Source organism: Ignavibacteriota bacterium (assembly GCA_019637995.1).
Classification (GTDB): domain Bacteria; phylum Bacteroidota; class Ignavibacteria; order Kapaibacteriales; family UBA2268; genus JANJTB01.
Genome location: JAHBUQ010000006.1, coordinates 66,354 through 79,583 on the forward strand (window position 1 = coordinate 66,354; position 13,230 = coordinate 79,583).

Consider the following 13,230-nt stretch of genomic DNA (forward strand, 5'->3'; position numbering starts at 1 on the left):
AAGTTTATCAGACTATAATATTACAATCTGAGCTTGTCGAATGCATATCAACATTGACTTCGACAAGCTCAGTTTAAAAGAATAATTTCAGCAGTGAGTTTATGAATACAATTATTTACTATGCCCGCAAAATTTTGTCTTAAAGAAATTAGCTTATTAGGATTATTTCTGCTGATAATTGCAGCAGTTTATATGAGCAGTATTTTTCTATGGGATTTGGATTATTATGAGATTTTGATTTTAATTATTCTGATATTAGTAACTCCTGCAATTCAGTTGCTGAGGAAAAACCACTCGATTAAAGAAATAGGATTCAATTTTGATGTAACTACTCTTCACAATTCTGCTTTTACTCTTATTTTTCTTTTACTTACAATCGTTTCGGTCTATTTTCTCAGTTTATTATTTTGGGGAAATGCTTATTTTTCCACAGCATTTCAATTCTTTGGAATAAATTTTTTGGAAGTTATTTTTTATATTATAATTTTGGCAGTAATCGAGGAGCTTGTTTTTCGGGGAATTGCTTTCAGAATTCTACTTGATAATTTCGGTGGAATAACTGCACTTATAATCACTTCGATTGTATTTATGCTCGCTCATTCATTAAATAATTATATTTCACTTGTAGCTTATATTAATATTTTTTTTGCAGGAATTCTAATGGGGCTTATGTATATTAAATCCCGTTCGGTATATCCAATGATTATTTTTCATGCAGGATGGAATTTGATTTTAGCATTTGTAATTGGTTCACCAGTGAGTGGAATCAGCTATACGAGCTATAAAAATACCGATCAAAACAAACTGTCTGAATTTATGTTGGGTGGTTCATTTGGTTTGGAAGAAGGATTTTTAACTACTATTCTTTTGTTTATAATGATATTTACAGTTATAAAATTTTTCAAGGAATCCCCCAAAGTTTTATCATTAGAATTCAAAAGATATTACAGTTAATTTCTTCCGCCTTTAATTGCCGGCAGATGGATTTCTATCTCAGTGAACTCCTCTTGAACGCTTCTTATCTCAAATTTTCCACTATATATATCAATGATTCTTCTTATGATGCTTAGTCCTAAACCAGTCCCTTGCTGTTCATAAGTATTACGGTCAAACTGCACAAATTCTTCGAGTTTTCTAATCTGTTCCTGATTCATACCGCGACCAAAATCTTTGACGATTATTATGAAGATTTTATTCTCGAAAGATGTTTTAATTGATATTTCAGTTGATTTTTCTGAGAATTTGAAGCTGTTATCGAGAATTTCGTCTATCAATTTCTTGAAATGTTCTTCGTAAATCAAAACATCGGCATCAACCAGTTCCAATATAAGGTCTTCATCCCTCTGGAATTCGCTTGCTTTACCAAGAGCTACATCCCTGATGAAAATATCAGCCATAAAGGTTTTGTTTTTCTGAAATTTCATTCTTTCGGATTCAGTAGCACAAATAAGTTCTAAATTTGCATAAAGCAAATAATTTTCAAAAGTCCTTTGAAGTCTTTGCCCTGACTGATGAATATTTTTTATCATATCAAGAACATCACTTTCTTTTATTATTTTTTTATTTTTCATCAGAAACTCAGAAAAGCCTAAAATAACATTAAGTGGAGTTCTGATTTCATGTGGCATAGTTTTACGAAGATTAGTCTGAAGATTCTCAATTTTTTGGGTTAAATGTGATTCTCTTTTATGTTTTTTCTCCAATCTGACTTTTACGGTATTTAAAAGTTCATCTACATCATAAGGCTTGGTGATGAAATCATCAGCGCCCAAATTCATTGCTTCTCTAATATCGAATTTATTCGTTTTTGCAGATAGGAAAATTACCGGTATTGCAGCTGTTTCTGGGTTCTCTTGTAGTTTTTTTAATAGCTCATAGCCGTTTAGCCCGGGAATCATAATATCAGATATTATCAAATCAGGAATGTTATTAACAGCTGCAAGAAAGCCTGCGTTGCCATCAGCAGCGTTTATAACCTCGTAATCCGAAAGTTCCAAAAACCTGACAAGATCTCTGTTTATTTCGGGTTCGTCCTCAATGACAAGAATTAGTTCGCTCATTTATAAAATTACCTACTTAATTCTAATTGGTAGAATCACTTTAAACTCGGAACCAATACCAACCTTGCTCTGCAATTCAATTCTACCGCCTAATTTCACGACAGATTCTTTGACTACTGCAAGACCAATACCTGTACCGCCTCCCGGTGTAGAATTGTCAGCACGATAAAACAATTCAAAAATCCTATTCTGCTCAGATTCAGGAATACCAATACCAAAATCCTGAATACTTAGCTCAAGCAAACCATCTCTGATATCAAGATTTATAACTATATCAGTATCAGGCTCTGAATACTTAACAGCATTAGATATAAGATTACTCAAAATCATGTGCATGATTTTTTCATCCGAGTAAAGTATATTGTCTTGTAGTGAAGAAGAAATAACAAAGTTTCTATTTTGATTGTAGTTGATTTTATAATCCAATACAACATCATTAATCAATTTCACAATATCAAATGCTGAGTAATTAAGGAAGAATTTATTAGCATCACTCTTGCCAATAAACACAACATTATCAATCAAGTCTGTAAGATAATCTACGGATTTTGTTACTCTGTTTACGTAATTAAATTTATCTGCATCAGTTAGTTTTTCTTTGAATTTCGAAATCATTTGAGCAGATGACTTTATAATAGTAAGTGGAGTTCTGAACTCATGTGATACCATCGTAACAAATCTTGTCTTGAGATTACTCAATTCTTTTTGCTGTTCGTATAACAATCTGAGCTCGCTTTCTGCTTTTTCTCTGTCAGCAATTTCCTGCTTAAGCTTATGAACAAGCAGTTGTAAGTCTTCTGTTCTTTCCTGAACTTTAAGCTCCAGCAGTTCATTTGTTTTGGTCAGAGCCTGCTCAGCTTCTTTAATTTTAGCTATATCAACAAAGCTTTCTGTTATTAGGATTCGGTTGTTTAGTCTTAATTTTGTAGTGTTTCTCAAAATCGGGATTATTTTACCGTTAGGTAATTTGAGTTCTGACTCAAATGATTTAAAATTACTGACACCATTTGCCTCAGCAATTTCACCATAATCAATATATTCTAAAAAATCGAATACATTTTTTCCTACAATTAGCGAATCCTGTAAACCAATAATTGCAGCAGCTACGGGATTTACTCTGACAATTTTGGATATACTCAAATCAAAAACTATGACTCCGGTTAGAACCGATTCAAAAATTGCTTTTAGCTCACGCCTGCTTTGAGCAAGGTCAAGAGTTCGTGTAGCGATTTTCTGCTCGAGAATTGATTTGTTAAACTCAAGTTCGTTTAACATATTGAAATTTTCTATCGAATTTCCAAGCAAACTTGCATAAACTCTGCAAAGTTCAATTAAAAATTGATTTAAATTCTCGTCAAGGCTTTTGTGAACAACAAGTGCAAGCCCGTTAATGCCTCTGTGCTTTTTAATAGGTATAATTAATACACCAAAGTCTTTGTCAGGTAAGTAAGATTCATCAACATTAATGATATTGCCTGAAGCTAATGAAATACCAATTCTACCTTCATTTATTAAAGTTTCAAAAAGTTTTTCAAAATAACTTTCAGAGCCTGCAGGTAAAGCAAGCTTTAGCTCGAAATCAGGAGTATTGTCATCAGAAAGCATATAAAGGGCACTTAGTTCAGCATCAGGCAGACGGCTGAAAACTGTAAGACCTTCCCGGTATAAATCTGGAAGCTTGAGAGTTTTACTTGTAATTACCGTAAATCTGTCTATAGCCTTAAGAAATTCTTTCCAATGGCTCTTTGAATTTGTATATGTTGAGTATGTATCGGTCATAATTGTTATCTTAATAGTAAATTAGTAGATTCGTGATAACTTTTGGTCATCAATTCCACAGATGATGTAAAAAAGTTATCATTCAATTTTAGTACTTCCCATGCCAGTTTATTCGGTTCCTCAACAATCACATCTTCGCTGTATCCGTATCCGTACATAGCACCGGCAATGTTAGCAACATGTGTAGCTGCAACTACTTCACTATAACTGTTATCAACGATACCTGTGTTATGATATCGAATTGTATATTTGATTGCAGGCGGCAAGTTCCACTTTTCGGCTAAAAGTTCTCCGGCAACTGCATGCGATATGCCAATTATTTTAGTTTCTGCATCTGAAAATGAAGTTTTATTTTCAAGACTGTATTTTAAAACTCTGTTATATTCTTCAGGGATTGTATTTAGAAATAGTAATTTTCCCAAATCATGCATAATTCCAGTTAAAAAATATGATTCTAAATCTTTTGCATGTATTGCTTTTCCAATCAAACGGGTCATAATTCCGACACCAATAGAATGTTGCCAGAAAGCCACAGGATTAAAATATTTGTTATCAAATCTCTTATTAAAAAAGTCCATTATTGTCATGGCTATGACTAAATTCTTTACCTCTTCAAATCCTATGTATGAAATAGCTTGTGTAATATTCTGAATTCTTCCGTAGAAGCCATAAATCGGAGAATTTGCTGCTCTGAGCACCTTGCTTGCCGATGCCTGGTCCTGACATATTACATCAGCGACATCATTTGCTGTAGAATGCGGATTATCAATTACTTCGGAAATTTTATAGTAAATCGTCGGTAATGTAGGAAAAGAATTAATTTTTGAAACCAAAAAATCGATATTTATTTTCTCATCGCTCATTGCTTTTCCTTATAATCTGATGCACAAATCATTACTGCGGAATTGAATAGGTCTTTTTCGATTTCAAGCTCGGGAGTCCAGCTCATTCTTTGTTTCAGAGAATCGGCAACAAATCCGAAAATTCGTTCATCAATTAAGGAATCCCCATTTCCCCCTCCATTGCCTCCATTTTTGATATAAACAGTAGCAATATTCCAGGTTTTCAGAATTTTTTTATGATTGGTGCTAATTTCAACTCCTTTGTTCAAAAGAGTCTGCCCATAGTTATTCAGTACCGGCTCCGCCAGTACCATACCTTCCTCTAAGTCCTCTATTAAAATCAGCAAACTCATCATTCAGCTCCGAGAAAATATCCTCATCCAATCTTGAATTATCATACAAATTCAGACTAATAGGTGAAACTGATACAAAGCCGTTTTCAACTGCACCGTCATCGGTAGCAGTATCTATTTCAGAAATCATAAATACACCTGCAAACCAGTAATATTCATTTCCGAAAGGGTCTTCACGACGTTCGTATTTATCAGCCCATTTGGAGCTGCTCAGTCTTGTTAATTTGATGCCTTTTACTTCTCTATCAGCTAAGTCAGGCAAGTTAACATTAAGCAACACCTTTTGTCTGTGCATTGTATTAAGCAAAATCCTTGCCAATATATTTGACACCTTGCCGGATAAGACCAGGTCTGAGTTTAGAGCATGTGATGCATGAGATATTGCAATTGAATTGATGCCTGCAAGTACTCCTTCAGTTGCACCTGCGACTGTGCCGGAATACAAAACATTAATTGAAGTATTTTTTCCATGATTAATTCCGCTGACAACTAAATCTGGCTTCCTGTCAAGTAACGTCGAAACAGCAAGTTTGACACAATCAGCAGGATTTCCGTCAACTGAATATCCAAAAAAATCTCCGTTTTTATAAAATCGTCTGACTCTAAGGGGCTTATGAATTGTCAGAGCACTGCTAACGGCACTACGCTGCATATCGGGAGCTATAATTATAACTTCACCTAATTCTAATAATGAATTTTTGAGCACCTCAATTCCGGGGGAATTTATTCCATCATCATTAGTGACTAAAATCAAAGGTTTATTTTTCAACATTTATTTTAAAATTCGTGTTACATCATTAAATAAAACAAATACCATAAAAAGAAGTAAAATAATTATTCCGCCCTGCTGAAAAGCAAGTTTAATCTTTACAGGTACTTCTTTGCGGATAATTCCTTCTATTGCGGCAAAGACAATATGACCACCATCAAGAGCCGGAAATGGAAGTATATTCATAAAGGCTAATGATATTGAAAGCAGAGCAAGGAAATTCAGAAAGCTGGTTACCCCGCGACTTGCTTGCTCACCTGCCATATCCATAATCATTATAGGTCCGCCGATCGTTTCCTTGAATGAAAGATTCCCGATAAAAATTTGTCTTAAAGATTTGATAAGAAGCATAAATGAATTATAGCTTTCTTCAAAACCAATCACAACAGATTGAAAAAATGAATAGCTGACTGTAGTAACAGGTCCGAATCCCATTTGAATGCCTATCATACCTTTATCACTTGTCGTTAACGTATCTGAAAGTATTTTGCTGCCACGCTTCCATTCCAGATAAACCGGAGTTGATATTTTCCCCTTTAAATTATCCTGCATCCCTGTAAGTGTCGAAACTTCTGCCCCGTCAATTCTCAGAATAGTATCACCTTTTACAAGCCCAAGACTTGAAGCAGGAGATTCTTTAATAACATCTTCTACAACAATGCTGATTCCACCGGGTGTCAAACCGATTGATTTCTTTTTTGAAAGGGCTTTTATTATTTTGTTGCCATCAGCATTAAGCAATATTTCATTATTATTGCGTTGAGCTTTTATTTCAAGCTGATTTCCGAATTCCTTCAGAGTGATTTTATCAAGGAAATCAGTCCATGTAGTAACTGCAGAATTATTAACGCTCAAAATTCTATCACCGGCTTTAAGACCAATTTCAGATGAAACAGAGCCGGGTTCAACTTTACCGATTGTAGTTGTTGCAAATTCTGAACGACCTTCAAAAAATGCAATCGAGCCGAATACAACGATTGCGAGAAGAACATTCATTATGACGCCGGCACTAAGAACAAATATTTTCTGAAAGGAATTTTTTGAGCGAAATTCATATGGTTTTGGCTCATTACCCTGAAAATCAGTATCAAAACTTTCGTCTATCATACCTGAAATTTTGACATAACCACCTATAGGAAAAACTGCAATTCTGTAATCGGTATGGTTGCCAAGTTCTATATCTTCAGCAAGTTTACCGAAAGTAAAGCCATTGATTTTATTCCAGCCGAATAATCTTTTGCCCATTCCAACTGAAAATACTTCAGCTCGCATTCCTGTCATCCTTGCGGCTATAAAATGCCCGAATTCATGTATTGCTACAAGTATTCCTATAACAATAATAAAATATATTATACTGCTTATCAGTTCCATTATTTCTTTTAATTATTTATTAAAAAACCGGTTAATTGTCTTGCCTCTGAATCAGAAGCAATTATTTCATCTAAATATGGAATATTTATATGACTTATTTTATCTAAAACTATTTCAATATATTTTGCAATATCGGTAAACTTAATTTTACCATTCAAAAATGCATCTACACAAATTTCATTTGCGGCATTCAGTACGCACGCTGCATTTCCTTCCAGCGTCATAGCCTTATATGCCAGTTCAAGACAAGGATATCGAGTCAGATCAGGCTCTTGGAAATCCAATCTTGCTACTTTTAGTAAATCCAGTCTTGGGAAATCATATTTTAATCTTTCCGGATAAGTGAGTGCATAGGAAATTGGAATTCTCATATCCGGTGTGCCAAGCTGTGCCTTTACAGAGCCGTCTGTAAACTGTACAAATGAGTGAATTATGCTCTGTGGATGAATTAAAACATCAATTTTTTCTTTGCTTAGGTCAAACAGCCAATGCGCTTCAATTACTTCAAATCCTTTGTTCATCATGGTTGCAGAATCAATTGTAATCTTACTTCCCATACTCCAATTAGGATGTTTCAGAGCTTCTTCGATGGATATTTCATCGAAATTCTCAAGGGGAGTATCCCGAAAAGGACCACCGGATGCAGTCAAAATAATCTTTTCAACACTCGAGAAATTCTCACCGACAAGGCATTGCAAAATTGCACTATGCTCGCTATCAACAGCAAGTATAGGCACATTATGCTCTTTTGCTGCTTTCATAACTATATTACCGGCACTGACGAGAGTCTCCTTATTAGCGAGTGCAACAACAGTTCCCTGTTTAATTGCTTCCAACGTTGGGATTACTCCTGCAAAACCTACAAGAGCAGAAAGCAGCAAATCATTTTCAGGTGAAGAAGCGGCAAAATTCACGCCTTCAGAACCGAATAAAATTTCGCCCTTAAATGTTGTTTTGTTTTTAAAATCAAAATAGGATTTTTCATCAGCAATAACAACACCCTTAGGATTATATTTATTGCAAATTTCCTCAAGAGCTCTGATATTATTATTGGCTGTAATATAATTTATCTCAAATCGCTCCGGCATCAAATCCAATACTTCAAGTGTCTGCCTTCCAATAGAGCCGGTACCGCCTAAAATCGTTATTTTCTTCTTTTTCATTTAACTTGATTATAAATATTCGCCTGTTATGTCTTTTTGTTGACGAACTGAGAAAAATTTGAACTGGTCTATACCTACTGAGTCTGATTGTTGAACTTTAATTCTTGCAAAATATTTTATCATTAATTTTGAGATTACTGACCAGGTATCTTTTGTGATGAAATCAGCAACATTTGGATGAAGGCTAAGTATCAATCTGAATTCTGATGAAGAGCGACGGAAATTTTTAAGCCAGCGGTCAATTTCATTTATAAGAACAGCTTTAGAAGTGATTCTGCCACTGCCTTTACACATGGGACACGACTCTGTAAGTTTCTCAACAATATTCTGGTTGATTCTCTGACGTGTTATCTGCATCAATCCAAGCTGTGAAAGCGGATAAATAACAGTTTTTGCCCTATCGCGTGCCATTTCCTTTTTCATTTCGTTGTAGAGTTTCTTTCTATTGTTATCATCGGTCATATCAATGAAGTCAATAATAATCATACCACCCAAATCCCTCAGTCTGATTTGCTTAGCTACTTCTTTCATGGCTTCCATATTAGTCTTAAAGGCATTTCTTTCCTGATCACGGTCAGATCCCTTTCCTGAGTTTACATCTATTACAGTCATTGCCTCTGTATGCTCTATCATTACATCGCCGCCACTTGTAAGATTTACACGTCTTTTATACGTTTTAGCAAGCTCTTTATCAATTCCGAAATCCTCAAAAATACCATTCTTACCGGTATAAAGTTCCACTCTGTTTTCAAGGTGTGGAGATACACGCTTAATATAATTATTCAAATCCTTATAAAGTTTCTTCGAATCAACATTAACCCGCTGAACATTCGGAGTAAATAAATCTCTGACTATACTATTAGCAAGCTGCATATCCATATATACATTACCGGGCTTTGTAAGTCCGGACATTTTTTTCTCTATTTCTGACCAAATGTCTAAAAGCTCTATCCAGTCACGCTTTAACTCTTCTTCATTCTTGCCGCGTGAAGCAGTCCTTATAATGCAACCGGCACCTTTTGGGAGAAATTTCTTTGCTGTTGAGCGAAGTCTCCGCCGTTCCTGATATGAAGAAATTTTTCTTGAAACGCCAACTAATTCATCTTTTGGAAGAAATACTACATACCTGCCCGGAATAGCAATTTTTGATGTTACCTTGACTCCTTTGTTTGCATAAGCTTCACGAACTATCTGAACAAGAACCCACTGTCCTTCCTTCAGATTAATTGTTACTTCTCCTGAACGTTTGGTTTTAAATTTTGCTAATCTGTTGTTTTTCTGATTTTTATAGTTTTTCTTTGCGGGCTTTTTTTCAGAAGGCTCAGGTTCGTTATCTTCATTTGTTTCATTAGTTTCTGAAATGATTTCGGAGTCTAAAGACTCGTCATCGTCTTCTTCGGTAATAACATTTAATTCAAGATTCTCATCCACATCCGAAAAATGCAGAAAAGCGTCCTGATTAAGCCCTATATCAATAAATGCTGCATTGATGCCCTGAAGAATTTTGCTGACTTTGCCATAATAAATACTTCCTATGTACCGCTCTTTGTTTGGTAACTCAATGAAATATTCCGCAAGTTCGCCATCTTCTGTGATAGCTACTCTGACTTCATTTATCGCTGAATTTATTATTATTTCTTTTTTCATTCTAAAAATAACATTATTTGAATATACAAAAATATCAAATTTTTAGTCAATATCATTATGTTTTGTTAGAATATTTTAATTACTTATTAAATCAATCATTAAAAAACATATTAATGTTCAAAAATATCGTTTATACCGGTTTCAATTCTTCTTGCTACATTTTTTGATTGTTGCTTAGGCTTACCTGGATTATATTTTTTACTTTTAAAAAAAGTAATCGAAAATTGAAGTGTGTTATTTATATTATGAGTATTGCAACTTTTACTTTGAAATAATTCAAAATTTATGAATAAAATTAAAAATTGATTAAAATCTAATAATAATTGTCTTGTGACGTTTATAACAATATTAAGAATACATAAACCAGATTTTGGAGTTTTATAAAATGAAATATATCAGTAAATTATCAATTTTATTGATGATAGTATTGTTTGTTGCTTGTTCGTCCGATAAAGATACCGGAAAAATGAGTGAAAAAGAAATTTTGATGAATGAGTATTTGGATAAAGGTCATACAATTTCCGAAGAAAGTTTCAATACAATTAGATTAAGCCTGATGCAGGCTATGGGAGCAAATGGCATCAGTGGTGCTGTCGAGTTTTGCAATTTAGCCGCATATCCCCTAACAGACTCGCTTTCAGAAGTTTTTAATGCTGAGATACGACGTACTACAAAGCAATGGAGAAATCCAAAGAATGCTCCAAGGGATTATGAATTAAAGATTTTGGAAGAATTTGAAAAAATACACTCCGAAGGACGTCTTATTAAAGATAGTGTATTTTCCCTTTCAGATGAGGAAATACTATATGTCAGACCAATTTATATTCAGGGATTATGCCTGAATTGCCATGGTTCTGTAGGTTCGACACTTTCTAATGATAATTATGATGTCATTAAAAAATTATATCCTGATGATAACGCAGCAGATTATAAATCAGGTGATTTGAGAGGTATGTGGACTGTAAAATTCAAAAAAGAGAAAAAAAGAAATTAATCATAGTCTTATAGCAAAGGGCTTAAGCCCTTTGTTGCTTGGTGAATCTTCTGCAAAGGGCTTAAGCCCTTTGTTGCAACTTTTGATTTAACATTCAACATTTAACTATCTCACATCTTCACAAACTTCTCAACCTTATTGCCAATACGGATGATATACACGCCTGCTGGAAGGTGAGAAACATCAATTTTTACTCCCTCTCCATTTATGGAGAGGGCTGGGGTGAGGTCAATACCAAGTGTGTTGGAAATCTGCACTTTATCAACCATAGGGTTAACCCTATGGTTGATTTCAGGGATAGAAATTGTAATATAATCATTTGTTGGATTCGGGCTTATAACAATTTCCCGATTCTTACTGCTCTCCCAAACGCTGGTAGTGGGTGTACCTGTGAATTTTAAATCAGTTGTGTCGCCATTGATAAGTCTAACTGTATGCTTTAGTGGTGAAAACTTGAAATTATCATGAACTGGAGTTATATCCCAAGTTTTATAGGATTCTATATTAAGAAATTCAAATTTGCCCGTAGCGTCGGTTTTGGTTATTGTATCAGCAAGACCTAAACCGTCAGGTGTAATCACTGAACGGGCAAAACGGACATCTATATCATCAAGACTTTTGCCATCGGTACCAATTACGTAACCGCTTATTGTATGGTATGTGCGTAAGTCTGTTGCATTAAAATCAAAACCTGTGGTGTCATGGCTTAATTCTATATCATACTGCAAGGGTGAATAATCAAATGGTTTGTAATCGTATAAAGGATTACCGCCATCATAATATTTGTTCATTGCCTTTACTGTGTATGAACCTTTTTTAAGGCGGGTAAATTTATAATAACCATCTGCATCTGTCATTGTAACACGATAATCATTTAGAAAAATGGAAACACCAGATTGCCCACTACCGTCCAGCAATACCCTGCCGCTTATACTTAAAGAATCTTTTGGTTTTGGAGCTAAGTTGTCTTCTGTCATACGGTGAAAAAAGCCGGTGAAATCTCCAATTATAGGTATATTACCGGCATATCTTACAAGCATTGTCGGAGGGGTTTTATCATATATTTCAGAGGGTAGTTCCGATTCGTATATCCATGACTCTCCACCGTCATAAGTATAAAGTATCTTTCCAGCTTGACCTACTGCGATACCAGACAGACTATCCTTAAATGCTATTTGTTGTAAGCCAAAGGGTGAAATGTATTTAGGAAATTTGGATTTATCAGAATATAAATCCAATACTCTTCTCCAGTTCTTACCACCATCAGTACTTTTATAAATTGCATCGTGACCGGAACCACCGCTGATTCCATCGCTTTTACCACATACAAATAACAGATTTTCGTTTACTACGCATAAATCGTCAAGACGACAATAATTCCTATCAATTGATGAAATTTGATATTTATTGGTATTAATGTTTAACTCAAGTAAATTGACAGAGGGCAAAATTTTACTCTCAGTTATAGTTGTATATAAGATTGAATCATTCTTAAAAACAGGATGTCTATAATTAAAATTTTTCAAACCACTGTCAAATATAAACTTATCATAACTATTCCAACCATCTCTTGTAATTAATATATTGTTATATGAAACACATCCTAAAAGTTTATTTTGCATTTTGATATGACGTACTTCATAAATATCTTTTGTATCCAAATTTATATCTTCGAAAGTTTTACCTCCGTCTGATGATTTCATTATCAGACCTTTTCTAAAAGATAAAAATTGATTGAGTGAATCAGGACAGGACATATCGTATAATGAATTACCTACCTTTGTAAAGTATAGATCCCACGATTTTCCAGTATCTTGGGTTTTGTATAATTTTGTTGAATAACTCATATACAAAACACTTATGAAACCGGTATGAGAATACGGAAATTCAATCTTTTTACTTATTTCATTTTCACCATAATGTGTTTGTTCCCAAACATTTTGGGAATATATGGGAAGAGTAATTAAAATGATTATAAAAATTAATCTTTTCATTTCGGTATAACTTGTTTATTTAACAATGATTAATTTATAAACACTCTGATATGAACCACCTGATGAATAACGAATCAGATACATACCTGTTTTAAAATCGTTGAGATTAAGAATCAGGTCATTAATACCCTTTTTAACATTGAAATCCTGCTCAAATAACAACTGATAACTCTTTTTAACTTTCAACTCAAGAACATTCAACATTTAACTATTTCACATCTTCACAAATTTCTCCACAATATTGCCAATACGGATGAT

At 34.2% G+C, this 13,230-nt stretch carries 12 protein-coding genes; 2 read left to right on the plus strand and 10 right to left on the minus strand.

The window, feature by feature from the left end; all coding sequences use genetic code 11:
* The first annotated feature begins 192 nt into the window (after positions 1 to 192).
* Positions 193 to 954: a CPBP family intramembrane metalloprotease gene (locus tag KF896_16655; protein ID MBX3045345.1), complete on the plus strand. Its 762-nt coding sequence runs from the start codon at positions 193 to 195 to the stop codon at positions 952 to 954.
* Here KF896_16655 and KF896_16660 read toward each other — a convergent pair.
* The 8 genes from KF896_16660 to KF896_16695 are packed head-to-tail and all read right to left on the minus strand — an operon-like array spanning position 951 to position 9,984.
* Positions 951 to 2,060 (minus strand): response regulator, encoded by a 1,110-nt coding sequence (locus KF896_16660; GenBank protein ID MBX3045346.1) that lies wholly within the window; start codon positions 2,058 to 2,060, stop codon positions 951 to 953. The genes KF896_16655 and KF896_16660 overlap by 4 nt on opposite strands.
* 12 nt (positions 2,061 to 2,072) lie before the next feature.
* A complete protein-coding gene (locus KF896_16665; GenBank protein ID MBX3045347.1) occupies positions 2,073 to 3,839 on the minus strand; it encodes a PAS domain-containing sensor histidine kinase in 1,767 nt (588 codons plus the stop codon).
* A gap of 5 nt (positions 3,840 to 3,844) precedes the next feature.
* Complete coding sequence (locus tag KF896_16670) at positions 3,845 to 4,702, minus strand: HDOD domain-containing protein (protein MBX3045348.1); 858 nt, start codon at positions 4,700 to 4,702, stop codon at positions 3,845 to 3,847.
* Positions 4,699 to 5,034 carry a hypothetical protein gene (locus tag KF896_16675; protein MBX3045349.1) on the minus strand — a complete coding sequence of 112 codons (336 nt, stop codon included), beginning with the start codon at positions 5,032 to 5,034 and terminating at the stop codon, positions 4,699 to 4,701. The genes KF896_16670 and KF896_16675 overlap by 4 nt, the downstream gene beginning before the upstream one ends.
* On the minus strand, positions 4,967 to 5,806 hold the full coding sequence (gene surE, locus KF896_16680) for a 5'/3'-nucleotidase SurE (GenBank protein ID MBX3045350.1): 840 nt from the start codon (positions 5,804 to 5,806) through the stop codon (positions 4,967 to 4,969). The genes KF896_16675 and surE overlap by 68 nt, the downstream gene beginning before the upstream one ends.
* Positions 5,807 to 7,174, minus strand: coding sequence for an RIP metalloprotease RseP (rseP, locus tag KF896_16685; protein MBX3045351.1), 1,368 nt, complete (start codon positions 7,172 to 7,174; stop codon positions 5,807 to 5,809).
* Positions 7,175 to 7,182: 8 nt separating this feature from the next.
* The gene (locus KF896_16690) at positions 7,183 to 8,337 is read right to left on the minus strand and encodes a 1-deoxy-D-xylulose-5-phosphate reductoisomerase (protein ID MBX3045352.1); all 1,155 of its coding nucleotides are present in this window, start codon (positions 8,335 to 8,337) and stop codon (positions 7,183 to 7,185) included.
* Positions 8,338 to 8,346: 9 nt separating this feature from the next.
* Positions 8,347 to 9,984 (minus strand): Rne/Rng family ribonuclease, encoded by a 1,638-nt coding sequence (locus tag KF896_16695; GenBank protein MBX3045353.1) that lies wholly within the window; start codon positions 9,982 to 9,984, stop codon positions 8,347 to 8,349.
* A gap of 385 nt (positions 9,985 to 10,369) precedes the next feature.
* Between KF896_16695 and KF896_16700 the strand changes: the two genes are divergently transcribed.
* Positions 10,370 to 10,978, plus strand: coding sequence for a DUF3365 domain-containing protein (locus KF896_16700; protein MBX3045354.1), 609 nt, complete (start codon positions 10,370 to 10,372; stop codon positions 10,976 to 10,978).
* A 110-nt stretch (positions 10,979 to 11,088) separates the two neighbouring features.
* Here the strand turns inward: KF896_16700 and KF896_16705 are convergent, their stop codons facing one another.
* Positions 11,089 to 12,972, minus strand: a complete 1,884-nt coding sequence (locus tag KF896_16705) for a T9SS type A sorting domain-containing protein (protein MBX3045355.1) — start codon at positions 12,970 to 12,972, stop codon at positions 11,089 to 11,091.
* Positions 12,973 to 12,987: 15 nt separating this feature from the next.
* Positions 12,988 to 13,176, minus strand: a complete 189-nt coding sequence (locus tag KF896_16710; GenBank protein MBX3045356.1) for a hypothetical protein — start codon at positions 13,174 to 13,176, stop codon at positions 12,988 to 12,990.
* Positions 13,177 to 13,230: the final 54 nt, after the last annotated feature.

What these genes read in the sequence shown, in the direction of transcription:
- KF896_16700 (MBX3045354.1), top strand. Translation starts at nt 10,370, where the DNA reads ATGAAATATATCAGTAAATTATCAATTTTATTGATGATAGTATTGTTT.
- KF896_16695 (MBX3045353.1), bottom strand. Translation starts at nt 9,984, where the DNA reads ATGAAAAAAGAAATAATAATAAATTCAGCGATAAATGAAGTCAGAGTA.
- KF896_16655 (MBX3045345.1), top strand. Translation starts at nt 193, where the DNA reads ATGAGCAGTATTTTTCTATGGGATTTGGATTATTATGAGATTTTGATT.
- KF896_16670 (MBX3045348.1), bottom strand. Translation starts at nt 4,702, where the DNA reads ATGAGCGATGAGAAAATAAATATCGATTTTTTGGTTTCAAAAATTAAT.
- KF896_16690 (MBX3045352.1), bottom strand. Translation starts at nt 8,337, where the DNA reads ATGAAAAAGAAGAAAATAACGATTTTAGGCGGTACCGGCTCTATTGGA.
- KF896_16675 (MBX3045349.1), bottom strand. Translation starts at nt 5,034, where the DNA reads ATGAGTTTGCTGATTTTAATAGAGGACTTAGAGGAAGGTATGGTACTG.
- KF896_16660 (MBX3045346.1), bottom strand. Translation starts at nt 2,060, where the DNA reads ATGAGCGAACTAATTCTTGTCATTGAGGACGAACCCGAAATAAACAGA.
- KF896_16710 (MBX3045356.1), bottom strand. Translation starts at nt 13,176, where the DNA reads ATGTTGAATGTTCTTGAGTTGAAAGTTAAAAAGAGTTATCAGTTGTTA.
- rseP (MBX3045351.1), bottom strand. Translation starts at nt 7,174, where the DNA reads ATGGAACTGATAAGCAGTATAATATATTTTATTATTGTTATAGGAATA.
- surE (MBX3045350.1), bottom strand. Translation starts at nt 5,806, where the DNA reads ATGTTGAAAAATAAACCTTTGATTTTAGTCACTAATGATGATGGAATA.
- KF896_16705 (MBX3045355.1), bottom strand. Translation starts at nt 12,972, where the DNA reads ATGAAAAGATTAATTTTTATAATCATTTTAATTACTCTTCCCATATAT.
- KF896_16665 (MBX3045347.1), bottom strand. Translation starts at nt 3,839, where the DNA reads ATGACCGATACATACTCAACATATACAAATTCAAAGAGCCATTGGAAA.